The sequence below is a fragment of the Streptomyces sp. P9-2B-2 genome (genome assembly GCF_030406865.1).
Classification (GTDB): Bacteria; Actinomycetota; Actinomycetes; order Streptomycetales; family Streptomycetaceae; genus Streptomyces; species Streptomyces platensis.
The window spans coordinates 2,805,398-2,830,928 of record NZ_CP129126.1 but is presented as its reverse complement, the minus strand read 5'-3'; the positions used below and the strand labels follow the sequence as shown (position 1 = coordinate 2,830,928).

At 71.7% G+C, this 25,531-nt stretch carries 23 protein-coding genes and 1 riboswitch; of the genes, 10 read left to right on the top strand and 13 right to left on the bottom strand.

Annotated features, from left to right (window positions below; all coding sequences use genetic code 11):
* Positions 1 to 211: 211 nt before the first annotated feature.
* Positions 212 to 1,243, bottom strand: a complete 1,032-nt coding sequence (locus tag QT196_RS12330) for a CU044_5270 family protein (RefSeq protein WP_168478898.1) — start codon at positions 1,241 to 1,243, stop codon at positions 212 to 214.
* Complete coding sequence (locus QT196_RS12325) at positions 1,236 to 1,874, bottom strand: sigma-70 family RNA polymerase sigma factor (RefSeq protein WP_266730666.1); 639 nt, start codon at positions 1,872 to 1,874, stop codon at positions 1,236 to 1,238. Before QT196_RS12325 ends, QT196_RS12330 begins: the two co-directional genes overlap by 8 nt.
* Positions 1,875 to 1,989: 115 nt before the next feature.
* Here QT196_RS12325 and ctaD point away from each other — a divergent pair, with 115 nt between their 5' ends.
* Both ctaD and QT196_RS12315 read left to right on the top strand, forming a co-directional pair.
* Positions 1,990 to 3,636 carry a cytochrome c oxidase subunit I gene (ctaD, locus tag QT196_RS12320; protein WP_266730664.1) on the top strand — a complete coding sequence of 549 codons (1,647 nt, stop codon included), beginning with the start codon at positions 1,990 to 1,992 and terminating at the stop codon, positions 3,634 to 3,636.
* An 80-nt stretch (positions 3,637 to 3,716) separates the two neighbouring features.
* Positions 3,717 to 4,052 (top strand): hypothetical protein, encoded by a 336-nt coding sequence (locus tag QT196_RS12315; protein ID WP_168478896.1) that lies wholly within the window; start codon positions 3,717 to 3,719, stop codon positions 4,050 to 4,052.
* A 51-nt stretch (positions 4,053 to 4,103) separates the two neighbouring features.
* On the opposite strand, the gene QT196_RS12310 is transcribed toward QT196_RS12315, so the two are convergent.
* From QT196_RS12310 to QT196_RS12295, 4 genes are all read right to left on the bottom strand, one after another.
* On the bottom strand, positions 4,104 to 4,802 hold the full coding sequence (locus tag QT196_RS12310; protein ID WP_266730660.1) for a hypothetical protein: 699 nt from the start codon (positions 4,800 to 4,802) through the stop codon (positions 4,104 to 4,106).
* A 134-nt stretch (positions 4,803 to 4,936) separates the two neighbouring features.
* The gene (locus tag QT196_RS12305) at positions 4,937 to 5,344 is read right to left on the bottom strand and encodes a DUF6114 domain-containing protein (protein WP_266730658.1); all 408 of its coding nucleotides are present in this window, start codon (positions 5,342 to 5,344) and stop codon (positions 4,937 to 4,939) included.
* A complete protein-coding gene (locus QT196_RS12300; RefSeq protein WP_290354894.1) occupies positions 5,335 to 5,955 on the bottom strand; it encodes a DUF6230 family protein in 621 nt (206 codons plus the stop codon). Before QT196_RS12300 ends, QT196_RS12305 begins: the two co-directional genes overlap by 10 nt.
* 445 nt (positions 5,956 to 6,400) lie before the next feature.
* Positions 6,401 to 7,633, bottom strand: a complete 1,233-nt coding sequence (locus tag QT196_RS12295; RefSeq protein WP_168478892.1) for a cytochrome P450 — start codon at positions 7,631 to 7,633, stop codon at positions 6,401 to 6,403.
* 239 nt (positions 7,634 to 7,872) lie between these two features.
* Here QT196_RS12295 and QT196_RS12290 point away from each other — a divergent pair, with 239 nt between their 5' ends.
* Together QT196_RS12290 and QT196_RS12285 are read left to right on the top strand one after the other, a co-directional pair.
* Complete coding sequence (locus tag QT196_RS12290; RefSeq protein WP_168478891.1) at positions 7,873 to 9,042, top strand: steroid 3-ketoacyl-CoA thiolase; 1,170 nt, start codon at positions 7,873 to 7,875, stop codon at positions 9,040 to 9,042.
* A gap of 344 nt (positions 9,043 to 9,386) precedes the next feature.
* Complete coding sequence (locus QT196_RS12285; RefSeq protein WP_266730652.1) at positions 9,387 to 10,628, top strand: alpha/beta hydrolase; 1,242 nt, start codon at positions 9,387 to 9,389, stop codon at positions 10,626 to 10,628.
* A gap of 146 nt (positions 10,629 to 10,774) precedes the next feature.
* On the opposite strand, the gene QT196_RS12280 is transcribed toward QT196_RS12285, so the two are convergent.
* From QT196_RS12280 to QT196_RS12255, 6 genes are all read right to left on the bottom strand, one after another.
* On the bottom strand, positions 10,775 to 11,668 hold the full coding sequence (locus QT196_RS12280) for an ECF transporter S component (RefSeq protein WP_290354893.1): 894 nt from the start codon (positions 11,666 to 11,668) through the stop codon (positions 10,775 to 10,777).
* Positions 11,665 to 13,293 carry an ABC transporter ATP-binding protein gene (locus QT196_RS12275; RefSeq protein ID WP_290354892.1) on the bottom strand — a complete coding sequence of 543 codons (1,629 nt, stop codon included), beginning with the start codon at positions 13,291 to 13,293 and terminating at the stop codon, positions 11,665 to 11,667. The genes QT196_RS12280 and QT196_RS12275 overlap by 4 nt, the downstream gene beginning before the upstream one ends.
* Positions 13,290 to 14,456 (bottom strand): CbiQ family ECF transporter T component, encoded by a 1,167-nt coding sequence (locus tag QT196_RS12270; protein ID WP_290354891.1) that lies wholly within the window; start codon positions 14,454 to 14,456, stop codon positions 13,290 to 13,292. The genes QT196_RS12275 and QT196_RS12270 overlap by 4 nt, the downstream gene beginning before the upstream one ends.
* Positions 14,453 to 15,151: an SCO2322 family protein gene (locus tag QT196_RS12265; RefSeq protein ID WP_168478889.1), complete on the bottom strand. Its 699-nt coding sequence runs from the start codon at positions 15,149 to 15,151 to the stop codon at positions 14,453 to 14,455. The genes QT196_RS12270 and QT196_RS12265 overlap by 4 nt, the downstream gene beginning before the upstream one ends.
* A complete protein-coding gene (locus QT196_RS12260; RefSeq protein ID WP_266730643.1) occupies positions 15,151 to 16,440 on the bottom strand; it encodes a prenyltransferase/squalene oxidase repeat-containing protein in 1,290 nt (429 codons plus the stop codon). The genes QT196_RS12265 and QT196_RS12260 overlap by 1 nt, the downstream gene beginning before the upstream one ends.
* Positions 16,441 to 16,628: 188 nt before the next feature.
* Positions 16,629 to 16,788: riboswitch (cobalamin riboswitch) on the bottom strand.
* Between the two features lie 115 nt (positions 16,789 to 16,903).
* The gene (locus QT196_RS12255; RefSeq protein ID WP_290354890.1) at positions 16,904 to 17,995 is read right to left on the bottom strand and encodes an MBL fold metallo-hydrolase; all 1,092 of its coding nucleotides are present in this window, start codon (positions 17,993 to 17,995) and stop codon (positions 16,904 to 16,906) included.
* Between the two features lie 299 nt (positions 17,996 to 18,294).
* On the opposite strand from QT196_RS12255, the gene QT196_RS12250 reads away from it, so the two are divergent.
* Complete coding sequence (locus QT196_RS12250; RefSeq protein ID WP_290354889.1) at positions 18,295 to 19,746, top strand: aldehyde dehydrogenase; 1,452 nt, start codon at positions 18,295 to 18,297, stop codon at positions 19,744 to 19,746.
* Complete coding sequence (locus QT196_RS12245; RefSeq protein WP_168478885.1) at positions 19,746 to 19,979, top strand: ferredoxin; 234 nt, start codon at positions 19,746 to 19,748, stop codon at positions 19,977 to 19,979. Before QT196_RS12250 ends, QT196_RS12245 begins: the two co-directional genes overlap by 1 nt.
* A gap of 216 nt (positions 19,980 to 20,195) precedes the next feature.
* On the opposite strand, the gene QT196_RS12240 is transcribed toward QT196_RS12245, so the two are convergent.
* On the bottom strand, positions 20,196 to 20,828 hold the full coding sequence (locus QT196_RS12240; protein ID WP_168478884.1) for a TetR family transcriptional regulator: 633 nt from the start codon (positions 20,826 to 20,828) through the stop codon (positions 20,196 to 20,198).
* Positions 20,829 to 21,067: 239 nt separating this feature from the next.
* On the opposite strand from QT196_RS12240, the gene QT196_RS12235 reads away from it, so the two are divergent.
* The 4 genes from QT196_RS12235 to QT196_RS12220 all read left to right on the top strand — a co-directional run bounded on the left by QT196_RS12235 (position 21,068) and on the right by QT196_RS12220 (position 25,527).
* Positions 21,068 to 22,468 (top strand): glycosyltransferase family 4 protein, encoded by a 1,401-nt coding sequence (locus QT196_RS12235; RefSeq protein WP_290354888.1) that lies wholly within the window; start codon positions 21,068 to 21,070, stop codon positions 22,466 to 22,468.
* 70 nt (positions 22,469 to 22,538) lie between these two features.
* Positions 22,539 to 23,462, top strand: coding sequence for a class I SAM-dependent methyltransferase (locus tag QT196_RS12230; RefSeq protein ID WP_290354887.1), 924 nt, complete (start codon positions 22,539 to 22,541; stop codon positions 23,460 to 23,462).
* Positions 23,459 to 24,529 (top strand): prenyltransferase/squalene oxidase repeat-containing protein, encoded by a 1,071-nt coding sequence (locus QT196_RS12225; protein ID WP_266730635.1) that lies wholly within the window; start codon positions 23,459 to 23,461, stop codon positions 24,527 to 24,529. Before QT196_RS12230 ends, QT196_RS12225 begins: the two co-directional genes overlap by 4 nt.
* Before the next feature lie 194 nt (positions 24,530 to 24,723).
* Positions 24,724 to 25,527 (top strand): maleylpyruvate isomerase family mycothiol-dependent enzyme, encoded by an 804-nt coding sequence (locus QT196_RS12220; RefSeq protein ID WP_168478880.1) that lies wholly within the window; start codon positions 24,724 to 24,726, stop codon positions 25,525 to 25,527.
* Positions 25,528 to 25,531: the final 4 nt, after the last annotated feature.

Genomic DNA, 25,531 nt, shown 5'->3' with positions numbered 1-25,531 from the left:
GCAACCATCGGTCCGTTGTGACGTGCGCCACGCGCCGCGGCGGGGTGCGGCCGGACAGGAGAACGGCGCGGCGGGCCAGACCGCACCGCCGCGCCGAGGTGGATCGTCGCGTTCTCTCAAGGATCAGCCATGACCGCCCGCCCCGCCACTCGGGGGCGCCCCGGCCCGGTACTACGGCGCCCTGATCCGGGCCGCCGTGGCAACCGTCGCCTCACGGCATCCACGCCTCGTACGACATGACCTCCCCCGACTTGATCTTGAACTCCGGTTCGTCCTTGGTGAAGGTGATCTCCAGCCCCAGGAGGTCGCCGGTCCGCGGATCGAGGATCACCATCTGACGGGTGGAGTTCGTCGCGCCGTCCGGGCCGTCGTACACATACGCCTGCCCGCGCCGGCCCAGCCGGTCGGTGACCACCCCCGCCTGCCGCAGACCGTCCGCATCGGCCAGCATCCGGACGACGGCGGCCGTCTCCCGCGGCCCCGGCGTCCACTCCTGGCGGAACGAGGAGAGCGCCGACAGAAGTTGCGGCGTCGTGCTGGTGCCGTCCGCCCCGCCGTACAGCCAGGAGAGCTGTTCGCGCAGCTCCCCGGCGTCCGTCGCGGGCTTCGTCCGGGCGGCCAGCCCGCTGTGCTGAGCCTCCGAGCCCGCCGGGTAGGTCTTGCGGTGCAGCACCTTGCCGTCGCTGACGGTCTGCCACGTGCCGTCGTTGTCGTGGATCACCGGACGGCCCGGGTGCCGCGGGTCGGTCGCCACGACCAGCTCCGAGCCGCTGCCGTCGTCGTTCCAGCTGGTGATGCGCTCCTCGGGCACGGTAACGGGGGGCGCGGCCTCCGGGCCCGACTCCATGCTCATGTACCAGCTCTGGAGGTGACTGCCCCGCCGCGGCCCGTCCTCGCGGGCTGCCGCCCCTGCCCTCGCCTCCGCCCGGCGGGCCAGGGAGTCCAGTGACACGGACGGCGCGTCGCCGTGCAGAGGGAGGGCGGCGGGCGCGGCGACGGCCGGGCTGCTGCCGGCGCCGGAGAAGGTGAGCACCAGGGCCGCGGCGGCCGCCGCCGACACCGCGGTCAGGCCCATCAGCAGGGGGCGCCGACGCAGCGGACGCGGGCGGCCGCGCGGCTCGGCACCGGCCGTCAGCGCCGCCAGCCGGGCCTCGGCGCGTGCGGTCAGCGGGCGGTCGCGCCAGGGCCCCTCGTCGGCGGAGACGGGGTCGGCCTGGCGCAGCAGCTCCAGTTCCTCAGTCATGGCGGCGGCCTCCCGCTCGGGTCGGTACGGGGTGGGGAGTGAGGGGACGGGGGGCGGCCGCGCGCGGCGCCGGTCCCGGTGAGGGGGGCGCCTCGGGCCGTGGTGGGGGCGCGTCGGGCCGGGCGGTGCGCTGGCGCATCCGCTCGATCTGGGTACGGAGCCGGCCGCGCGCCCGGTGCAGCCGCATGGCCGCCGCGCTCTGACCACAGCCGAGGGTCACCGCCAGCTCCTCGATGGTCAGTTCCTCCCAGGCCGTCAGCCGCAGCACCTCCTGGTCGGCGGGGGAGAGGCGGGCCAGCGCCTCGTGCACCCAGGAGCCGGGCCGCTCGGCGTCCGGGCTGTCCACGGTCTGCCGGCGGTGCGCCGCCTCGTGACTGCCGAGCCGGTGCAGCAGCCGCCGGTAACGGCTCAGCCCCCGCACCGTGTTGGCCAGAGTGTTCCGGGCCACCCCGTACAGCCAGGGCAGCGGCGCGTCGGGGAGCTCGGTGCGGCGTCTCCAGGCTATGGAGAAGACCTCCGCCACCACTTCCTCGACCTCGTGTGCCTGCCCGTCCAGCCGGCGCGCCACAAAGCGGCTGACCGCCCAGTAGTGCGCGCGATAGGCCTCGGCGAAGGCGTCGTCCGTGCTCATGAACCCTTGGTGTCCGGCATGGCCCCGATCTTCACACCCTCTTCGGTGAGACTTGCCACCCCGTCTCGTCCCCCGCGCCAGTGAGGATCGCGACGGCTCCGGACACCTACCGGGCATGAAGTTTCCCGTGAAGTGGCTGACGACCACCGACCACAAGACGATCGGCACGCTCTACCTGGTCACCGCGTTCGCCTTCTTCTGCCTCGGCGGTCTGCTGGCCCTGCTCATGCGCGCCGAACTGGCCCGCCCCGGCCTCCAGATCATGTCGAACGAGCAGTTCAACCAGGCGTTCACGATGCACGGCACGATCATGCTGCTGATGTTCGCGACGCCGCTGTTCGCCGGATTCGCGAACTGGATCATGCCGCTCCAGATCGGTGCGCCCGATGTCGCCTTTCCCCGGCTGAACATGCTCGCGTACTGGCTCTATCTCTTCGGTTCGCTGATCGCCGTCGGAGGCTTTCTGACGCCGCAAGGGGCCGCGGATTTCGGCTGGTTCGCCTATGCGCCGCTCTCCGGCGCGGTGCATTCCCCCGGTATCGGCGCCGACATGTGGATCATGGGTCTGGCCTTCTCCGGCTTCGGCACGATCCTCGGTTCGGTCAATTTCATCACCACGATCATCTGCATGCGGGCGCCGGGCATGACGATGTTCCGGATGCCGATCTTCACCTGGAACGTGCTGCTGACCGGTGTGCTGGTCCTGCTCGCCTTCCCGGTGCTGGCGGCGGCGCTGTTCGCGCTGGAGGCGGACCGTAAATTCGGGGCGCATGTATTCGATGCGGCAAACGGTGGAGCACTGCTCTGGCAGCATCTCTTCTGGTTCTTCGGCCATCCAGAGGTGTACATCATCGCGCTGCCGTTCTTCGGCATCGTTTCCGAGGTCATTCCGGTCTTCTCCCGGAAGCCGATGTTCGGTTACATCGGTCTGATCGCGGCGACGATTTCCATCGCCGGTCTTTCGGTCACGGTCTGGGCGCACCACATGTATGTGACGGGCGGCGTGCTGTTGCCGTTCTTCTCCTTCATGACGTTCCTGATCGCGGTGCCGACGGGTGTGAAGTTCTTCAACTGGATCGGCACGATGTGGAAGGGCTCACTGTCCTTCGAGACGCCGATGCTGTGGACGATCGGCTTCCTGATCACCTTCACCTTCGGTGGTCTGACCGGTGTCATCCTGGCCTCGCCGCCGATGGACTTCCACGTCTCCGACTCGTACTTCGTCGTGGCGCACTTCCACTACGTGGTCTTCGGCACGGTCGTCTTCGCGATGTTCGCCGGCTTCCACTTCTGGTGGCCGAAGTTCACCGGCAAGATGCTGGACGAGCGGCTCGGCAAGATCACGTTCTGGACGCTGTTCGTGGGCTTCCACGGCACTTTCCTCGTCCAGCACTGGCTGGGCGCCGAGGGAATGGTGCGGCGTATCCCCGACTATCTCGCCGCCGATGGATTCACCGCCCTGAACACCGTCTCCAGCATCTTCTCCTTCCTCCTCGGCCTCTCTCTCCTGCCGTTCCTCTACAACGTCTGGAAGACCGCGAAGTACGGCGAGAAGATCGAGGTCGACGACCCCTGGGGCTACGGCCGTTCGCTGGAGTGGGCGACGTCCTGCCCGCCGCCGCGGCACAACTTCCTTACTCTGCCGCGAATTCGCTCCGAATCCCCGGCGTTCGATCTGCACCACCCGGAGATCGCGCACGAGATCGCCGCCATGGCGGACGCCGAGAACACCGCCGTCACCGAAACCGGGGCACGCACATGAGCGAGGGAACGCGGATGGGCGAGGGCATGCGGAAGGCCACCGGAACGGGACCTGGCGGAGGAATGCGGAGGGCCGCGGAAATGCCACTGGACCAGGCCGTCAACGAGATCGAGGGATTTCTCCTCTGGGAGGCGGAGAAGGACCGGACACGTACCCGCGCGGAGGCTTTCTGCGCCGGTCTGCCCTGGCTCACCGACACTCAGCGGCGGGAGGTGGAGCTGCGCTACTGCCAGGACCAGCGCGATACGTCCCAGGCCTACCTGGAGCGCATCGCGACCCGCAGCGCCGCTTTGCGGACCGAATACGAAGGCGTCTACCGGGCCCTGCGGCGACGTCTGATCACCGCGCTGCTGACCGGCACGGTGGCCGTGGCGGTGCTGGTGGCCATGACGGCCGTCGGGATGAGCACACGCTGAGAGGGTGACGCCCGCTGGGGGACGACCGCCACCCCTGGCTCAGCGGGGTGCTCAGCCGGTGACGGTGATCTGGGCGGCGGGATCGGTGGTGTCGCGCACCGTATAGGCGGCGTTGAACGTCGAGCTGGTTGAGCTGGTCGGGCAGCCGAAACCGCCCACCACCTTCACCGGCACCGACGCGTTGGTGAAGGTGAGGGTGGACGGTGCGCCGTTGGTCCAGCTGCCGTTCACCGTTGCCGCCGAGGTGGGTGCCGCGGTGACCGTGCAGGACGCCAGTCCGCTGGTCTTGAGCACGAACCCGCCGACCGGGATGGTCAGTCCGGCGGTCACCGGCGTCCCGTACTGCATGGCCACGCCCCAGGTGCCGGTCGTGGTGACGGTCGCGGCGACGCCCGGCATGCTCGTCGTGCAGGAGCCGTAGGTCGCCGGGGTGGTGGAACTGCTCACCGGCCCGGCCGGGTTCTGGTTACCGGGCGCGGCGGGGACCTGCCCACTGGAGACCGAGGTCTTACAGGTCACGGTCACCGAACCGGCCTTGAAGGTGGCCTTGCCGCTGAGCGTGGCGGTGAAGCCGTGACCGGCGGGGCTCACGGTCGTGGCCGGCGCGGCGGCGGACGGCGTTCCGGCCGGCTGGGCGGTCGCGGGGCTCGTCACGGCGAGCGCCAGGCCGAGCGCCGCGACGACTCCGGTTCCGGCGGTGCGTAAGGCGCGCTGACGGGGCGTACGGCGGGTGGGATGCGTCATCGTCATCGTGGTGCTCCTTCTGAGGGGTGAGGTGCCGGAGGAGAGATACGGGCAGCGGTCCGCCCCGTACGCGGACGAAGGCGTGGGGGTACGCGTACGGGCGGACGGTGTACGGGGCCGGGCCGTGCTTTGTGGGCGCCTCAGTGCTCGCAGGGCGCGGGCGCGGTTCCGGGGGCCTCGGGGGATTCGGGGGTTTCGGGTTCCGCCGGGGTGACCGGCTGCCAGGCGAAGATCATCGAGCCGCCGAGAATCCCGATGACGGTGCCGATCAGAAAGCCGCCGAGGTTGGACATCACCAGCGCGGCCGCCGCGCACAGCACGGTGAGCACGCCCGCGAGGCCCCGGTAATACGGCGCGAACCACGCCGAGAGCCCCATCACGATCATCACCAGCCCCATAAGGACCGATGGGATACCGGCGATCCCCTGTTGCAGCATGATCTTCAGCGGTGCCAGAGGGAGGGCGCAGATCTCGGCGCCGGCGACGACGGCCGCCAGACCGCCCCAGAAGGGCCGTCCCTGCCGCCAGCGCCGCCAGGTCAGAAGCATTCCTTCTTGCCCTCGGAGATCTTCATGCTCAGACCGGACAGCTTGAAGGTCCCCGCATTGGTGGCCCAGGCGGTCTGCCGCAGCTTGCTGATGCTGACGTCATCGGCCTGCTGGGCGAAGAGGTCCTGCATGCCCTGAGCGCTGTCCGGTCCCTTGTCGAGGGTGGAGGCGTCCCGGCCGATCTCGATCTGGTGGAAGGACGCGTTGCCGGAGAGCTGGGTGGCGTCCACGAACAGGTCGGTGGCCTCGACGGGCGTACTGCCCGTACCGGCGCTGAGGTTGAGCGAGATATCGCCGACGACGGGCAGGTGGGTGACGACCGACTGGCACAGATGGTCCAGCTGGGCGGTCTTGATGGCGGTGACGGCGACCGGCAGGAGATCTCCCCTGGCGTTCGCGTCCACGCTGCCGTACTGGGCGAAGCCGTCGCCCTTGAGGCTGTCCGCGGAGACCTTGAACTGCTGTCCCGAGACGGCGAATGACGCCGCCAGTGCCCCATTGGCCAGGGCGATGCCCAGGGCGGCGGTGCCGGCGAGCGCCGGGACGGACAGCACGGCGAACTTCCGCCAGCTGATGCGCCCCGTGACAGGTCTGCCGTGTGCGTCTTTCATGGTGGTATATCCCCTTCGAAGAGCGGTGGAGCGCACTTGTCGAAACGCGTGGGGGGATGCGTGGGCCGCAGGGTGGCGCGTGGTGCGGAAGGCGCGCGGAGGAGCCGGGGTGAGCGCAGGGGGGCGTGCGGCTCGGGCGCGGGCGGTGCGGAACGAGCGCGCGCCGGAGGGCGAACTGCCGAGTTGTTACTGGCGAGTTGAATGTAAGTCTGCCCATGACGACTGGCAAGGTTGAGGGAGGAACTGGTTTCGGACATACCGCTGGTCCGGCTTTCTCCGGCCCGGCTTCGCACGTACCGGGTGGCGGTCAGCGGGTACTACGGGCAGGCGTCGCCGCCCATGGGGCCACTCGTCGGCGGGACGCCCACCCGACGCGATCGGGGTGAGCGTCCCGCCCGTATGCCGGTCCGTCTCCGCTGTCGCCCCCTGCGCAGCGGCGCCGCCGTCAACCGTAGTGAACCTGGAGTTCCTTGACGCCGTTGAGCCAGGCCGAGCGGAGCCGGCGCGGGTCGCCCGCCAGGGTGATGCCGGGCATGGCGTCCGCTATGGCGCCGAAGATCAGGTTGATCTCCAGGACCGCGAGCGACTTGCCGAGGCAGAAGTGCGGGCCGCCGCCCCCGAATCCCAGATGGGGGTTGGGGTCCCGGGTGATGTCGAAGACCTCGGGGCGGTCGAACACCTCCGGGTCGTTGTTGGCCGAGGAGTAGAAGATCCCCACCCGCTGGCCCTTCTTGATCTCCGCGCCGCCCAGCTCGGTGTCCTGGGTGGCGGTGCGCTGGAAGGAGACCACCGGGGTCGCCCACCGCACGATCTCCTCGGCCGCCGTTTGGGGGCGCTCGCGCTTGTAGAGCTCCCACTGGTCGGGGTGGGTGAGGAAGGCGTGCATCCCGTGCGTGATCGCGTTGCGCGTGGTCTCGTTGCCGGCCACCGCCAGCAGCAGCACGAAGAAGCCGAACTCGTCGGAGCCCAGGTTCCCTTCGTTTTCCGCGGCCACCAGTTGGCTGACGATGTCCTTGGCCGGGCATTCCTTGCGCACCGCGGCGAGATTCATCGCGTACGAGATCAGCTCCGTGGCCGCGTTCAGGCCGACCTCTTCGGTGATGGCCAGTTCGGGATCGTCGTACGCGACCATTTTGTTCGACCAGTCGAAGATGCGCGCCCGGTCGTCCTGGGGGATGCCGATGAGTTCGGCGATCGCCTGGAGAGGGAGTTCGCAGGCGACATCGGTGACGAAGTCCCCGGAGCCGTTCCGGCGCGCCTCGGCGACGATCTGCGCCGCCCGGTGGCGCAGCGCGCCCTCCAGGGCCCGTATGGAGCGCGGGGTGAAGCCGCGCTGCACGATCTGCCGGACCCGGGTGTGCTCGGGCGGGTCCATGTTCAGCATGATGAGTTTCTGTACGTCTATCTGGTCACGGGTCATGGCCGCGTTGAACCGGATGATCGAGGTGTTGAGGCTCGCGGAGAAGATCTCCGGCTTGGTGGACACCTCTTTGACGTCCTGGTGACGGGTGACGACCCAATACCCGTCGTCACCGAAGCCGGCGATGCCGTGCGGCTGGGCGTTCCACCACACGGGCGCGGTCCGCCGCAGCTGGGCGAACTCGGGGAGCGGAACGCGGGACTGGTAGACGTCGGGGTCGGTGAAGTCGAACCCATCGGGCAGCGCGGGACATGGCATCGGCGACTCCTGGTCCATCCGGCGTCTGACGGCTCATCAGATATGGGTCGCGGCGAAGGTAATAACCAGTTCTACAAGTGGCAAGGGGTGTGGCGACTCCGGTTGTGGACAAGGGGCTTGCACGCCCCTTGCGCCCCGGGGGTCGCCTCATAAGACTGTTTGTAGAACTAGAACGGGTACTAGTTCTTCTTCCGTGGGTGCCGGGACATCCGCGGACGCGAGGAGAGGACGAGTCAGTCATGGCCGCGGAACCCGTCATCGTCGAAGCAGTACGCACCCCCATCGGTAAGCGCGGAGGCGCGCTCGCCAACCTTCATCCCGCCTACCTCCTGGGGGAGACCTACCGCGAACTCCTCGCCCGTACGGGCATCCAGCCGGACTGCGTCGAACAGATCGTGGGCGGCACCGTCACCCACGCCGGCGAACAGTCCATGAACCCGGCCCGCAACGCCTGGCTGACGATGGGCCTCCCGTACGAGACCGCCGCCACCACCGTGGACTGCCAGTGCGGATCCTCGCAACAGGCCAACCACATGGTCGCCAACATGATCGCGGCCGGGGTCATCGACATCGGCATCGGCTGCGGCGTCGAGGCGATGTCCCGGGTGCCGCTCGGCAGCGGCTCCAAGCACGGCCCCGGCAAGCCCTGGCCCGACGAGTGGAACGTCGACCTGCCCAACCAGTTCGAAGCGGCCGAACGCATCGCCCGCAACCGGGGGCTGACCCGCGAGAACGTCGACTCGCTCGGCCTCATCTCGCAGGAGCGGGCGGCCGCCGCCTGGGCCGAGGAGCGCTTCAAACGGGAGACCTTCGCCGTCCAGGTCCCCACCACCGAGGACGAACAGGCCACGGGGCAGGGCATGTGGCGGCTGGTCGACCACGACGAGGGGCTGCGCGACACCAGCATGGAGGCGCTCGGCGGCCTCAAGCCCGTGATGCCGACCGCCGTCCACACGGCGGGCAACTCCTCACAGATCTCCGACGGCGCCGCCGCGCTGATGTGGGCCTCCAAGCGCATGGCACGCGCCCTCAAACTCAAGCCACGGGCCCGCATCGTGGCCCAAGCGCTGGTCGGCGCCGATCCGCACTTCCATCTGGACGGTCCCATCGACGCCACCCGTGCGGTGCTCGGCAAGGCCGGTATGTCTCTCAAGGACATCGACCTCGTCGAGATCAACGAGGCCTTCGCCTCCGTCGTGCTCTCCTGGGCGCAGGTCTTCGAGCAGGACCTGGAGAAGGTGAATGTGAATGGCGGCGCCATCGCCCTCGGTCACCCGGTCGGCGCCACCGGTGCCCGGCTCCTCGCCACCGCACTCCACGAACTCGAACGCAGGGACAAGGAATTCGCCCTGATCACCATGTGCGCGGGCGGGGCGCTGGCGACGGGGACGATCATTCAGCGGCTGTAGCGGCTGTAGTGAAGTACCGGCGGCCGCACGCCCGACCGCTGTGCGAAGGGGAGGAGGGCGTTCCGGCGCCCCCTCCCCAACCTGAGGGAAACCACAGTTGAGTTGGGTGGAAAACCGCATTCTGCGAGTCGGGCGATCTCCGTACCGTCGACGACATGACGAACAGATCACCGCGGCAGCGCTCCTCTTCCTCCTCTTCCTCATCTTGCTCTTCCGCCTCCTTCCCTTTACCTCCGGCAGCGGTCGGTGCAGGGGGTGCCTCTGGGGAGTCGGGCGCATCCGGTGGGCCGGTGGGGACGGGAGCTTCGCGGAGGCCGCGAGGCGTCCCGCGGGGCCTGGCCGCCGTGGCCGCCCTCGTGCTGGCGGCGCTCACCACGGCCCCGGCCCTCGCGGCGCCGTCGGCATTCACGACGCCGTCGGCCGAGTCCGGACAGACAGTCCAGGCAGCCGCCACCACGCGGGATGGCCAGGGACGCGGGACACTCCTCTCGCTCAAGCCCCTCGGCCGGCTGAGCCGGGCCGAGGTCGTCACCCAGGCGCAGAAACAGGGCCTGGAGTCCGATACCGCCAGGCACGGTGTCGCCGCCTACCGTCTGACCTACCGCACGATCACCCCCGACGGCCGCCCCACCACCGCATCCGGCCTGCTCGCCCTCCCCACGGGCAGCGGCTCGCGCCCGCTCCCGCCCGTCGTCCACACCCACGGCACCCTCGCCTACCGCGGCTACGCCCCCTCGATGACGGACGGCCCCGACCGGGCGGTGTCGGTGCTGTACGCCTCGGCGGGCCGCGCCGCCATCGCCCCGGACTACCTCGGCCTCGGCACCGGCCCCGGACGCCATCCGTACATGGACGCCCGGTCCTCCGCCTCGGCCTCCCTCGACATGCTCCGGGCAGCACACACGGCCGCACGGGAACGGGGCACCACCCTCGGCCGCACGGTGTCCCTCACCGGCTTCTCCCAGGGCGGACAGGTGGCCATGGCACTGGGCCGTGAGCTGAACCGCGGCGCCGACCGCCGGTTCCGCCTCGGCATGCTCGCCCCGGTCGGCGGGCCGTTCGACCTCGTCCGTGCGGAACTCCCCGGCATGTTCGACGGCCGTATCGACCCCCGGGCCGCCGTCTTCTACCTCTCCTTCTTCCTCACCGCCCAGAACCGTCTGCACCCGCTCTACAACGACCCCGCCGAAGTGTTCCGCGCCCCGTACGCGAACCGGGTCGAGGACCTCTTCGACAGCGAGCATCCGGCGGAAGAGATCGCCGGCAAGCTGCCCGAACGCCTCGAAGACCTGCTGACGGACACCTGGCTCCAAAAGCTCCGGCACCCTTCCGGGGCTCTGCTGGAAATGCTCCGCGCCAATGACCGCACCTGCGACTGGAAGCCGGGCCGGGACGTGCGAATAACCCTCTACTCCGCCACCGGCGACCGGGACGTCGCCGTAGAGAACACCCGCAGCTGCGCCCGGCAGTTGGCCGACCACGGTGTCAGGGCCACGGTCATGGACCAGGGCGCCGACGCCGACCACTACAAGTCATTCCTGCGCTCGGCGCCGTCCATCGCCCGCGCACTGCCGGTCGCCCGCTGATACGGCTCCGGGGGTGCCAGTGGGCCTCCGGCGAGACGACTGACGATCACCCCAGGCGCAGGGCAGGGACAGGGGCATGGGCGTGAGCATGCGCCGGGGCAGAGGGGAGGCAGGGGCCGGAGCCGATCACCTCACCCGGGGCGACCTCACCGGGAGGCGGCTTCGCGGGGTGGATCGGGAGTGAAGGAGGCGGGGACGTCGAAGGCCGCGCGGCGGGTGGCACGGCGCAGCGCCCGGAGGACGGTGCCCCCGAGCGTGCAGGTGAGGATCACGGTGACCAGGGCTCGGGGGAGGTCCCAACCGAGGGAGGTGGCAAGGCAGTAGGCGAGATAGCGGGCGAGGTTCTGATCGAGCGGGTCGCCGGGGACGAAGGAGACCCCTGAGGTCAGCCCGCCGATATAGGGCCAGCCCTGGAGGTTCATGACCAGGCCGTAGAGGACGGCGGAGACGGCTCCGTAGGCGGCGAGCACGGCGAGTTCACCGCGGCCGCGCAGCCGGTCGGGCCCCGGCAGCAGGCCGGCACCCATCGACACCCACCCCATCGTCAGCATCTGGAACGGCATCCACGGGCCGACACCGCCGGTCAGCAGCGCCGACGCGAACATCGCCACCGAACCCAGTACGAACCCGAACCCGGGCCCGAGCACCCGACCCGACAACACCATCAGGAAGAACATCGGCTCGATACCGGCGGTCCCCGCGCCCAGCGGGCGCATCGCGGCCCCGGCCGCGGCCAGGACACCGAGCATGGCGATGGCCTTCGCGTCCAGGCCGGTGTCGGCGATGGTCGCCACGACAACGGCAAGCAGCATCGGCAGCAGCGCGGCGAACAGCCAGGGCGCGTCCTTGGAATGGGCGAGCCCCGAGGCGGAGTCGGCGAGCAGCGGCCAGCCGAAGGCCATCACGCCGATGGCCGAGATCAGGGCCAGCGCGGCGATGGAGCGGGGACCGAGCCGCACGGCACGGGTCTGGCGGGCGCCGGGGCGGCCGGGGCTGGCGGTCGGCCCGAGGCCCTCCGGGCGGGGTGGGGGCACGGTCATGCGAGGGCCTCCAGGGCACGGGCCACCTGGGGAACCGTCAGCCAGGGCAGCGGGGCAAGGACCTTGGCGACCTGCGGCGCGAAGGAAGGAGAGGAGACCACGACCTCGTCGGTGGGACCGTCGGCGACGATCTCGCCGTCGGCGAGGATGACGACGCGGTGCGCCAGTTCGGCGGCGAGTTCCACGTCATGGGTGGCCAGGACGATGGCGTGGCCCTCGGCAGCCAGAGTGCGCAGCACTTCGATCAGACGGGCCTTGGCGGCGTAGTCCAGGCCGCGGGTGGGCTCGTCGAGAAGGAGCAGGGGTGGACGGGCGGTCAGCACGACCGCGAGGGCGAGGGCGAGCCGCTGGCCCTCGGACAGATCACGGGGGTGAACGGAGTCCGGGACATCCGGCAGCAGCCGGGCGACCAGAGCCCGGCAGCTGTCGGCGGGGGCGCCCGCGTCCTGGTCGGCCGCGGTGCACTCGGCGGCGACGGTATCGGCGTAGAGGAGGTCACGAGGTTCCTGCGGGACCAGACCGACATGCCGCAGGAGGTCCCGGGGGCTGGTGCGGTGGGGGACGGCGCCACCGACCCGCACCGTGCCGGATGACGGCTGATGCATTCCGACGAGGGTGGTGAGCAGGGTGGACTTCCCCGCACCGTTACGTCCCATCAGGGCGACCGTCTCGCCGCCCCGCACGGTCAGATCCACGCCGTGCAGCACCTCGGCCCGCCCCCGACGCACACCGAGCCCCGAGACCTCCGCGGCAGCATCCGATGCTCCCGGCGCGGCCTTCGGGCTTCTCCCCGGCACCTGCGGCGGGACCCCGGTCAGCTGCTCGCGCAGGGGTGCGGCCTTGCGGCGGGCGTCGCGGACGGAGAGGGGGAGCGGGGACCACTCGGCGAGGCGGCCGAGGGCCACGACCGGGGGGTGGACGGGGGAGACGGCCATGATGTCGGCGGGGGTGCCCATGACCGGGGGCGCGCCCGGTGAGGGAAGGAGGATGACCTGGTCGGCGTACTGGACCACGCGCTCCAGCCGGTGTTCGGCCAGCAGGACCGTGGTGCCGAGGTCATGGACCAGCCGCTGGAGGACGGAGAGCACCTCTTCCGCGGCGGCGGGGTCGAGTGCGGAGGTCGGCTCGTCCAGGACCAGGACCTTGGGATGGGTGGTGAGGACCGAACCGATCGCCACCCGCTGCATCTGTCCGCCCGAGAGGGTGGTGATGGCGCGGTCGCGCAGCTCGGCCAGACCCAGCAGGTCGAGGGTCTCCTCGACACGGCGGCGCATCACCTCAGGGGGGAGGCCGAGCGATTCCATACCGTAGGCGAGCTCGTCCTCGACGGTGTCCGTGACGAAGTGCGCCAGTGGGTCCTGGCCCACGGTGCCGACGACATCAGCCAGTTCGCGCGGTTTGTGGGTGCGGGTGTCCCGGCCGTCGACGGTGACCCGGCCGTGCAGGGTGCCGCCGGTGAAGTGCGGGACGAGGCCGCAGACGGCGTTCAGGACGGTGGACTTGCCGACGCCGGAGGGGCCGACCAGGAGACACAGTTCGCCCTCGGGGACGGTCAGGTCGACGCCCTGGACGGCGGGCGCAGCGGCATCGCCGTAGGTGACCGAGACCTGCTCGAACCGGATCACGGGGTGGGCTCCTTCGTACACGGGTCGACATCAGAGGCACGGCGGCGCGCACCGGACGCCGCACGGGACCCGGCCCGGTCCGCGCTCGACGGGAGCGGGGCGACGAACGCGGGCAGCAGCCCCACGAGAACGGAAGCGGCCGGCCAGAGGGGGAGAACGGGGGTGGTGAGCGGGACGGCGGGCGGATGCAGCGCGGCCGGCGCATAGTCGTTCGCCCAGATCATCAGGGCGGCGACGGCCATGCCGGAGCCCGCGACCAGCCAGGCGCGGGCGCCCCAGCGCTCGGGCCGGTAGCGGCTGCGCACCGAGCGGCGGCCACCGAGCCACAGCCCGGCGAGCGCCGCAGTCAGCCCGGCGAGCAGCAGCGGCAGCCCGTAGCCGCCACCGGTGTCCCCCAACAGGCCGTAGGTTCCCGCGCATACGCCGAGCAGCCCGCCGAGGGTGAGCACGGACGTGAGGTGGCGTACGGCGGGCGGTACTTGGGCGCTGCGGCCGTAGCCGCGCGCGTCCATGGCCGCGGCCAGCGCCACCGAGCGTTCCAGCGCGCCTTCCAACACCGGCAGTCCGACCTGGAGGAGCGCCTTGAAGCCGCGGTCGGGGCGCCCGCGCAGCCGGCGGGCGGCGCGCAGCCGCTGGACGTCGGCGACGAGGTTCGGGGCGAAGGTCATCGCCACGACGACCGCGACGCCCGCCTCATAGAGCGCACCGGGCAGGGACTTCAGGAGCCGGGCCGGGTTGGCGAGCGCATTGGCGGCGCCCACACAGATGAGGAGAGTGGCCAGTTTGAGTCCGTCGTACAGGGCGAAGATCATGCCCTCCGCGGTGACCCGGCCGCCGATCCGGACGCCCTTCGCCCAGTCCGGCAGCGGCACTTCGGGCAACGTGACGAGGGTGTGGGTACCGGGGATCGGCGAGCCGAGGAAGAAGGCGAAGACCAGCCGGATGACGATCACGACCAGCCCGAGCTTGACGAACGCACCGTACGAGCGGGCCCACGGCGCGTCCGTACGACGCGCCGCGACGACATACCCGGCCACCCCCACCAGCAGCCCCAGCAGCAGCGGATCGGTGGTGCGGGAGGCCCCGGTGGCCAGGCCCAGCGCCCACAGCCACCAGGCGCCGGCGTGCAGCGCGGTGGTACGGGTCGCCTGCGGGGCGCTCATCCGCGTCGGCGGCGTGCCTGCCACACCGCCGCCGCACCCAGGGCGACGACGGCCGCGGCCCCGCCGAGCAGCCCGGCGGACGGCCCGCCGTCACCGCTTCCACTGCCCCCGTCGTCCCCGTCGGCACGGTCCTCCGCCGCTCCCGAGGACGGCGCAGCGGAGGACCCGGACCCCTTCGCCCCGTCCTTCGACCCGTTCACCGCGTCCGCGCATCCCGCCTTCGGATAGCCGCCGATGGCACACAGCAGGGCGTTGGCGTCATAGCGCAGCGGCCGGGCGACCGCCGCCAGCGCCTCGCCCGCCGAGGCGTCCTCCGGCACCTGCGCACACTCCGTCCTGGCCTTCGGCGGCCGCTCGCCGCCGGGCGCGTCCGCCGCGGTGCCGAAGTCCAGCACGAGGCCGATCCGCTTGCGGCCGTCCTTGGCGGGGGTGTCGCGGCAGATCGCGTCGAAGTCGGCGGCCGGGCGCGGCTTGCCCGCCCCGGCGGAGTCCGCGCCGACGGTGAAGCGGAAGCCCTCGACCGCGCCGTCGGCCGGCCGCTGGGTGGCCGGCCCCTCGGTGGCATACGCCCAGGAGCCGCCCTTGCCGTCCCAGAACGACCAGTAGCGGTACTCCTGCGCCTGCGCGGGCCCGGCGGCCAGGCCGGTGACCGTACCGGCCAGCAGCACGGCGCCGGCGATCCTGGTACGCCGCATCAGAGCTGATTCTTCTTACGGCTGCTCAGCAGGAACCCGATACCGGCGCCGATGGCGAGGCCGACGCCGATGACCCACCACACCCCGATGCCGCCACCGCCCGCGGCGTCGTCGGCGTCCCCGGTGTCCTTCTGCGCCGCGGCGGCCGGCTTGGGGCCGGTGGCGTTGAGCGCGGCCACCAGGTCGGTGCCGCCGAAGGAACGCGGGTCGGTGCCGGTGGCGTGCGCGGCCAGCACCAGCTGGGCGTAGGCGGCGGGCCCGTTCTGCTTGGCCCAGTCCGTGGCGTTCTTCTCCAGCCACTTCAGCGGCTTCGCGGCAGCGGCACCGTGCCCGCCGGCCGCCAGCGCCACCACGGCGTCGGCGGTGTTGCCGACATCGGGCTGCTTCTCGGCGCCCGGCATCGCGGAGAGCAGATGCTGTCCGTTCTTGTCGAGCTGCGCGACGAGGTAGGCGCTGCCGCCCGACGCGGCCCGCTCCGGATCGTCCTTCTTCGCGTCCCCGCCGTCCTTGCAGCTCAGCGGCTTGACCAGGGTGTCTGCCCGCTGGTCCGCGGGCGCGACGACGAAGCCCTTGCCGAGCGCTCCGGTCGCGGCCGCCGCGGTGGCGTCGGCGTTCGGGGCGGCGCCCTTGAGCTGGAAGGTGAACGCGCCGCGCTCGCCCTCCTTCGCGTCGCAGCCCAGCTGGAAGGTGAGCAGCCCGTCGTACGGGGTCTTGTCGCCCTTCTTCGAGGTCACCGACTGCGGCTTCTCGCCCGCCGCCGCGAGTGCGCCGATGACCACGGACGTGGAGTTGGCGTCGCTGGGCGAACCGGGCATCGAGCTCCAGCCGCCGTCATCGTTCTGCACCGACTTCAGCCAGCCGACGGCCTTCTTCACGGTGTCGCTGTGCCCGCCGAGCGCGGCCAGCGCCTGCACCGCGGCGGCCGTCTGGTTGGTGTCCCGCATGGTCTTGGCGTCACAGGGCTTGCCGGGCTCGGCGCGGAAGGCGGTGAACGCGCCGTCGGCGCACTGCTGCCCGACCAGCCAGCGCACGCCGGACGCGGCCGGCCGCACCCCCACGGTGTCCTGCGCCAGCAGCGCGAGCGACTGCCGCCACACCCCGTCGTACTGCGGGTCCTTGGTGCCGTACAGGCCGTCCGGCAGCTTCTTGGGGGACGCGGACGGGGCGGCGGCGTCGGCGTACGCGGCGGGGGCAGCGGCCGCGCCCAGCACCGCCGCGGCTGCCAGCGCCGTGGCGGCGCGGCGTGCCAGGAAGGCGACGGGGTGCGTCAGGGGGGCCTGGTGAGCCATGGAAGCCATGGGAGCCATCGGGTCGGTGCCTCTCGGGTCGGGTCGCGGCGATGTACGCAGCCGCGCTCGGCCGACCGCCCGCGCGACGATCCCTTTGGATCGCGGACGCGGTGGCACCGGGCTCAGCTCCGTATACCTCGACGGTGCCGCGCACCGGCCGTCCGTGCGGCGGACGGTTCCGGTGGCGGGAGCCTTGGTCGTGCCCCCTCGGGTGCTCCGGCTCGTACGGCCGTCCTGCCGGCCAGTCGGCGCGGTACGGGCGGGCCGTCCTCACGGTTGCGGGTCAGCGCCGGATTTCCACCGGCTTCCCCCGATCGGGTACGGATGAAGTTGTCCCGCACACCTTAACCGGCACCCGACGGGCGCTCGCTCGCACGTACGAGCCGACGAAATCCGGCACGAGCCGGGGCGGAGCGGCGCGCGAGCCGGGTACGGGACAGCGGCAAGACGAGAGGCCCGCCCCTCACACCGCCTGATACCGCACCGGATCCGACCCCGGCACCCACTCCGCCCGCCCCTGCTTCACCAGGCGGCGCAAATGGGCCTCGGCCTCCGAGACGGCGATGTTGCGAGAGCCGTAAGGGATCTGCTCCCACGGGCGGTTCCACTCCATGGCCACGGCGAGCTCCCAGACGGTGCGCGGCTCCTGGAGCAGGGCCCTGAGCTGGGCCAGCCGCTCTTCGTGGTGGGCGATGAGGTCGCGCACCCGGCCGCCCGCGTCGGTGAAGGCGTGCTGGTGGGCGGGCAGCACTTCGGCGGGGCCGAGCCGGCCGACGCGTTCGAGGGAGTCGAGGTAGTCGCCCAAGGGGTCGGCGTCCTCCCCGGAGCTCTCCATACCGTGCGGGCCGTGCGGGCCGGGCGGGCTCCCCTCCGCGTCCGGAGCTTCGTACAGGCCGATGTGCGGGGTGATGCCGGGCAGGAGGTGGTCGCCGGAGAACAGCCGGCCGAAGCCGGGCTTCCGCGCCGAGGGGTGCTCCTCCTCCAGGTGGAGGCACACATGGCCGGGGGTGTGGCCGGGCGTCCAGATGGCGCGTACCCGGCGTCCCGGCAGGTCGAGCAGTTCGCCGGGGTCGATGCCGCGGTCCGGCAGCGCGGCCCGTCGGCCGGGTGGTTTCCGGCCGTTCCCTGTGGCGCGGGCCTTCCGCAGCGGCGCCAGATGGTCGTCCGGTGCGCCCGCCGCCGTGAGTTTGGCGAGGAGGTAGTCGAGCCACTGGCCCGGTTCGGCCGCGCGGGTGCGGCGGACCACCGCGGTGTCGGCGGCGTGCATCGCGATCCAGGCGCCGGAGGCCTCCCGGACCTTGGCGGACAGGCCGTGGTGGTCGGGGTGGTGGTGGGTGATCAGGACGCCGTGGAGGTCGGTGAGGGCGAAGCCGCAGGCGGTGACGCCGGCGACGAGGGTGTCCCAGGAGTCCGGGTCGTCCCAGCCGGTGTCGATGAGCACCGGCCCGCGGTCGGTCTCCAGGAGGTGGACGAGGGTGTGGCCGAGCGGGTTGTCCGGGATGGGGACAGCGATGCTCCACACCCCGCCCTTGTGGTCGGTCACCTGCGCGGTCATCCCGGTCCCCTCTCGGTGTGGCATACACCCGGTACCCGGCCTCACTATAACTAGAACTGGTTTCAAAGCGGCTTGAAGTGCCCCTTCCGACAGGGCGAGTTGGGATTCGGTCGGCGCCGTGGACTCCTCCAACTAGAACTGGTATCAGTTCCTGAGGTGAGTGGCCTGATGCCTCGTCAACAAGTGCGCCCGAGGCACCTCGACAACGACAGCGAACCAGCAGCGTCAGCGAACCGGCAACGACAGTGAACCGGCAGGGACCGCCGGAACAGGCGGCCGACCCGCGGGAGGCGGCAGCGATGAGCGACCTCGTCGAGCACGGAAAGCTCTACATAGGCGGAGAGTGGGCCGATCCGGCCGGCCGGGACACGATCGAGGTCGTCTCGCCGCACACCGAACAGGTCATCGGCCGGGTGCCGCACGCCTCGCGGGCCGATGTCGACCGTGCGGTGGCCGCGGCCCGTACGTCCTTCGCGTCCGGGGTGTGGGCCAACGCCCCGCTGGCGGACCGGATCGCGGTGGTGACCCGTATCAAGGACGCCTTCGCGGCCCGCAGCGAGGAGATCGCCAAGGTCATCAGCGCGGAGAACGGCACCCCGTTCACCTCCGGCGTCATGGTGCAGTCGCTGGCCGCGATGCTGGTGTGGGACGCGGCGCTCACGGTGGCCCGCGACTTCCCGTTCGAGGAGCGGCGGGGCGGGGTGCTGGGCCCGCTGCTGGTGCGGCGGGAACCGGTCGGGGTGGTCGCGGCCGTGGTGCCGTGGAACGTCCCGCAGTTCACCGCCGCCGCCAAGCTCGCGCCGGCGCTGCTGGCCGGCTGCTCGGTGGTGCTGAAGGTGTCACCCGAGACCCCGCTGGACGCGTATCTGCTCGCGGAGATCGCGACGGAGGCCGGGCTGCCGGCGGGGGTGCTGTCGATCCTGCCGGCGGACCGCGAGGTGAGCGAGTACCTGGTCGGGCACCCCGGCGTGGACAAGGTGTCGTTCACCGGCTCGGTGGCGGCCGGCAAGCGGGTCATGGAGGTCGCGGCCCGCAACCTCAGCCGGGTCACGCTGGAGCTCGGCGGCAAGTCCGCGGCGGTGATCCTGCCGGACGCGGATCTGGACGCGGCGGTGGCCGGCATCGTGCCGTTCGCCTGGATGATCAACGGCCAGGCGTGTGTGGCCCAGACGCGGATCCTCGCCCCGCGCAGCCACTACGACGAGATCGCCGAGCGGTTCACCGCGGCCGCCTCGGCGCTCACCGTCGGCGACCCGCTGGATCCGGCCACCGAAATCGGCCCGCTGGTCGCCCGCCGTCAGCAGCAGCGCTCGCTGGACTACATCGCGCTCGGACAGCAGGAGGGCGCCAAGGTGCTGACCGGCGGCGGCCGCCCCAAGGGGCAGACCACCGGCTGGTACGTCGAGCCGACCCTCTTCGGCGAGGTCGCCAACTCCATGCGGATCGCCCGTGAGGAGATCTTCGGCCCGGTCATCTGTCTGCTGCCGTACGACGACGAGGCGGAGGCGGTGCGGATCGCCAACGACTCCGACTACGGGCTCTCCGGCTCGGTGTGGACGGCCGACGTCGACCACGGCATCGAGATCGCCCGGCAGGTGCGCACCGGCACGTACTCGGTGAACACCTTCAGCATCGACATGCTCGGCCCGTTCGGCGGCTACAAGAACTCCGGCATCGGGCGGGAGTTCGGGCCCGAGGGCTTCGGCGAATACCTGGAGCACAAGATGATCCATCTGCCGGCGGGTGCCTGATGGGGGACCGCTGGCAGGTGGTGGTGGACCGGAACGTCTGCATCGGGTCGGGGATGTGCGCCGCGGCCGCGCCGGACGGCTTCCGCCTCGACTCGGCGCGGCAGTCGCATCCGGCGGCACCGGAGACGGACGCCGCCGAGAGCGTGCTGGCCGCGGCCGAGGGGTGCCCCGTGGAAGCGATCACCCTCACCGTGGCCGACAGCGGCGAGGCGGTGTTCCCACCGGAGGAGTGAGCGAGGGCGGCACGGCCGGGGAGAGGCGAGCCGGGGCGCGGGGCGGGAGCCACGTGGCCGGGGCCCGTAGGGGGCGTGGGGCGGAGTCCCGTAGGGGTCCGGTGGGCCCCTTGCGGGCCAACTACCCACGGCAAAGGCGGGGTTAACGCGCGCGGGCCCGACAAGGCGGGGTGCGCGCGGGCCGACGGGGTGGCACGCGGCCCCCCGCCCCCGCCCTCAGCGTCCCCGTTCCCCCGAAGTGACCTCGATCAGGCGGCAGACCGTCTCGATGTCTATCTTCACCTGGGCGATCGAGGCGCGGCCCGAGAGCCAGGTGATCAGGGCCGAGTGCCAGGTGTGCTCGATGACGCGGACCGCGGAGAGCTGCTCGGGGGTGGCGGGGCCGTCCAGGCCCATCGCGTCGAGGATGATCGCGGTGGTCAGCCGGGAGACGGTGTCCACCTCGGGGCTGACGGAGCGGTCCGCGAAGGTCAGTGCGCGCACCATCGCGTCCGCGAGATGCGGCTCGCGCTGGAGTGCGCGGAACGCCCTCATCAGGGTCTGGGCCACCCGTGCGCCCGGATCCTGCTCCGACGGCGGGCGCTTGCGCAGCGTTTCGTGCATGTGCTGCAGCTGGTCCTGCATGGTGGCGACCAGCAGATGCACCTTGGAGGGGAAGTAGCGGTAGAGGGTGCCGAGCGCGACGCCCGAGGACTCGGCGACCTCGCGCATCTGCACGGCGTCGAAGCCACCACGGGACGCCAGCTTGGCGCTGGTGTGCAGGATGCGGCGGCGCCGGGCCTCCTGACGCTCGGTCAGGGGAGGACTCGCGGGAAGGGTCGGTCTGGCCGCCTTGGATTCCGTAGTCATATTTCCCATTCCGTGGCATTCCGTCCGCGATGCGGCGAGTGCCGGTGGTGTGCTCGGCACAGCATGGCAGGGGGGCGGGTGGTGGCGCGAATCACCTGGTGTGGCTCTTTTCGCTTCGTTCTCGGCCGGTAGATTCGAAGCTCGGTGAACTGATCAGTAGCCAATCAGTTCTGAAACTTGTTCTAGATTACCGCCAGCGGTTACGCTCCGGCGAAAGTCCAGTGAGAAGGGGGCCGAGCGTGACCGCAGAGGCCGTCCAGGCAGCCGCGCCTCGCCCCGCAGAGGGCTCCCCGGCCTCCGCCCCGACGAACGGCGAGCGTCCCCTGCGGATCGCGATGCTCACGTATAAGGGGAACCCGTTCTGCGGCGGACAGGGCGTCTACGTACGGCACCTCTCCCGCGAACTGGCCCGCCTCGGCCACTCCGTCGAGGTCATCGGCGCCCAGCCCTACCCCGTCGTCGACGACGGGGTGACCCTGACCGAGCTGCCCAGCCTGGACCTCTACCGTCAGCCGGACCCGTTCCGTACGCCGAAGCGCGGCGAGTACCGCGACTGGATCGACGCCCTCGAGGTCGGCACGATGTGGGCCGGCGGCTTTCCGGAGCCGCTGACGTTCTCGCTGCGGGCCCGGCGCCATCTCGCTGCCCGCAGCGGCCAGTTCGATGTCGTCCACGACAACCAGACCCTCGGCTACGGCCTGCTCGGCGGCCCCGGCGCCCTCGGCGCCCCGCTGGTCACCACCATCCACCACCCCATCACCGTCGACCGGCGGCTCGACCTGGCGGCCGCCGGCGGCTGGAAGCGCCGGGCCTCCGTCCGCCGCTGGTACGGCTTCACCCGGATGCAGAAGCGCGTCGCCCGCCGGCTGCCGTCCGTGCTGACCGTCTCCGGCTCCTCCCGCCAGGAGATCGTCGATGACCTCGGGGTGGCCGCCGACCGGATCCATGTGGTGCATATCGGCGCCGACACCGACCTGTTCTCACCGGATGCCTCGGTGCCCGAGGTGCCCGGCCGGATCGTCACCACCTCCAGCGCGGATGTCCCCCTCAAGGGGCTGATCCACCTCGTCGAGGCGCTCGCCAAGGTGCGCACCGAACAGCCCGACGCGCATCTGGTGGTCGTCGGCAAGCGTGCCGACGACGGGCCGGTCGCCGCCGCCATCGAGCGGCTCGGTCTGTCCGGTGCCATCGAGTTCGTCAAGGGCATCAGCGACGCCGAACTCGTCGACCTGGTGCGCAGCGCCCAGATCGCCTGTGTCCCCTCCCTCTACGAGGGCTTCTCGCTGCCCGCCGCCGAAGCGATGGCCACCGGCACGCCGTTGCTGGCCACCACCGGCGGCGCCATCCCCGAGGTCGCCGGCCCGGACGGCGAGACCTGTCTCGCGGTGCCCCCGGGCGACGCGGATGCGCTGGCGGGCGGACTGCTCCGCCTCCTGGGCGACGAGACGCTGCGCCGCCGGCTCGGCGCGGCCGGACGGGAGCGGGTGCTGGCCCGCTTCACCTGGCGGCAGGCCGCCCTCGGCACCGCCGAGCGCTACCGCGAGGCCATCGCACTCCAGAGAGGCCGGGCCGGCGCCCGCACCCTCCCCGGGGCGGCGTCCGGCACCGCGACCGCGCCGAGTGCCGCCGGGCACGCCTAGTGGCCCGACCGGCCCGTACCTCCTTCCGCAGCCATCACCGCCACCAACCGCCGGACGAAAGCAGAACGCCGTGCTGACCGTCGACTTTTCCCGCTTCCCGCTCGCTCCGGGCGACCGTGTGCTCGACCTGGGGTGCGGCGCCGGCCGGCATGCCTTCGAGTGCTACCGGCGCGGCGCGCAGGTCGTCGCCCTCGACCAGAACGGCGAGGAGATCCGCGAGGTCGCCAAGTGGTTCGCCGCGATGGAGGAGGCCGGTGAGGCCCCGGCGGGCGCCTCCGCCACCGCCATGGAAGGCGATGCGCTCAACCTGCCGTTCCCCGACGACAGTTTCGATGTCGTGATCATCTCCGAGGTGATGGAGCACATCCCGGACGACAAGGGTGTGCTCGCCGAGATGGTCCGGGTGCTGCGCCCCGGCGGCCGGATCGCGGTCACCGTGCCCCGTTACGGCCCCGAGAAGGTCTGCTGGACGCTCAGCGACGCCTACCACGAGGTCGAGGGCGGCCATATCCGCATCTACCGCGGCGACGAGCTGCTGGGCAAGATGCGGGAGGCCGGTCTGGAGCCGTACGGCACGCACCACGCGCACGGGCTGCACAGCCCCTACTGGTGGCTGAAGTGCGCCTTCGGGGTGGACAACGACAAGGCGCTGCCGGTGCAGGCGTACCACAAGCTGCTGGTCTGGGACATCATGAAGAAGCCGCTGGCCACCCGGCTCGCCGAGCGGGCGCTGAACCCCGTCATCGGCAAGAGCTTCGTCGTCTACGCCACGAAGCCGCATCTGCCAGAGGCGGCCGCCGCCGAGCCGGCCGCGGCCGAGGCGGGCGAGACCGCCGCCCCCGCCACCCCGGCCGCCGAGCCGGTGGCCGGAACCGCCGCGAAGGCCCGCAAGGCCGCACCGGGCACCAAGTCCGGGGCCAAGGCCCCCGCGAAGGCCCTCGCCAAGTCCGGCGCCAAGACCGCCGCCAAGCGCTCCTCCGGGGCCGCCAAGTGACAAGTCCCGGGCGTACCGAACGCCTCGTTCTGCCGGGGGTGCTCACCGCCGAGCAGGCCGCCCACACGGTGGCCGGCATCCTGGCGACCCAGCGGACGGATGGCGCGATCCCCTGGTTCCGGGGCCACCACCTCGATCCGTGGGACCACACCGAGGCCGCCATGGCCCTGGACGCGGCCGGCGAACACGAGCGCGCCGAGGCCGCGTACGACTGGCTGGCGCGGCATCAGAACCCGGACGGGTCCTGGTACGCGGCCTACGCCGACGGCGACGCCGAAGCGCCCACCGACCGTGGCCGGGAGACCAACTTCTGCGCCTATCTGGCGGTCGGCGTCTGGCACCACTTCCTGTCCACCGGCGACGAGACCTTCGTCGACCGCATGTGGCCCGCGGTGCATGCCGCGATCGAGTACGTCCTGGAGCTCCAGCAGCCCGGCGGCGAGATCGGCTGGAAGCGTGAGGACGACGGCACGCCCGTCAACGACGCGCTGCTGACCGGCTCGTCCTCCATCTACCAGGCGCTGCGCTGTGCGCTGGCGCTCGCCGAGCAGCGCGAGGAGCCGCAGCCCGACTGGGAGCTGGCCGTCGGCCGCCTCGGTCATGCGATACGCAGCCACCCCGAGCGGTTCCTGGACAAGTCCCGCTACTCCATGGACTGGTACTACCCGATCCTCGGCGGCGCGGTCCGCGGCGCGCAGGCCCGTGAGCGCATCGACGCGGACTGGGAGCGGTTCGTCGTGCCCGGTCTGGGCGTGCGCTGTGTGCTGCCCAACCCCTGGGTCACCGGCGGCGAGAGCGCGGAACTGGCGCTCGCCCTGTGGGCGATGGGGGAGTCCGAGCGGGCCGTACAGATCCTCAAGTGGATGCAGCACCTCCGCGCCGAGGACGGGATGTACTGGACCGGCTACGTCTTCGACGACGACGCGATCTGGCCAGAGGAACGCACCTCCTGGACCGCCGGTTCGCTGCTGCTCGCGGTGGCCGCCCTGGGCGGCGACGAGGCCACCACCACGGTCTTCGGGGGCGAGTATCTGCCGACGGGGCTCGATCCGGACTGCTGCCGGTAGGCCGGCGCCCGTCAGCGCACCCGGCCGGGCATCGGCAGCCGTCCCGTAAGGGCTGCTGCCGGTGGTCCCGCGGCCCGTACGGACCATCCCGTACGGGCCACCCGACGGCGCCCGCCGGAAGCCCCCGCCCGAAGCCCCGCCTCCGCGCGAAAATGCGGAGGCCGGGCCGGGGAACCGCCGCTACTGTGCGCCGCATGACTCTCCACGGCTCACTCAGCCATGACGCCTACTGCACCCATCTCCTGGACGAGACCACGAAGTTCCGGGAGATACTGCGCGATGCCGACCTGTCCGCGACCGTGCCCACCTGCCCCGACTGGACGCTGGGCGACCTCGCTCGGCACGTGGGCGGCGCACACCGCTGGGCCGGCACCCTCGTCGCCACCCGGTCCGCCACGGACATCGACGAGGACGACATCCCCGAGGGGGACGGGCCCGAGGGCGACGACGCGGCGGCGCTGGACGCCTGGCTCGCGGCCGGGGTGGAACAGGCCGTGGCGGCGCTGCGCGAGGCCGGCCCCGACACCGAGGTGTGGACCTGGTCGCCGGTGCAGCGGGCCGGCTTCTGGGCCCGCCGGATGACCCACGAGACCGTCATTCACCGTGCCGACGCCGCACTCACCGCCGGGGCGGCCTTCGACGTCCCGCCCGAGGTCGCCGCCGACTGCCTGGAGGAATGGCTCCAGTTGTGCGCCCTGCCCGAGGTCACGGCGGACCCCGCGGAGCGCGGCGAGCGGCTCTTCGGCCCCGGCCGCACCCTGCACTTCCACGCCACCGACACCCCGCCCGAGCTGAACGCCGAGTGGCTCGTGGACCTCACCGGCGAGCGGCTCGTCCACCGCCGCGCCCACGAGAAGGCCGCGGTCGCGGTGCGCGGCCCGCTCACCGACCTCCTCGCGGTGCTCTACCGCAGGCTGCCCGCCGACGGCGACCGGGTCGAGGTGCTGGGCGAGCGCGCACTGCTCGATGGGTGGCTGGAGTGGGCCTCGTTCCAGTGAGCCG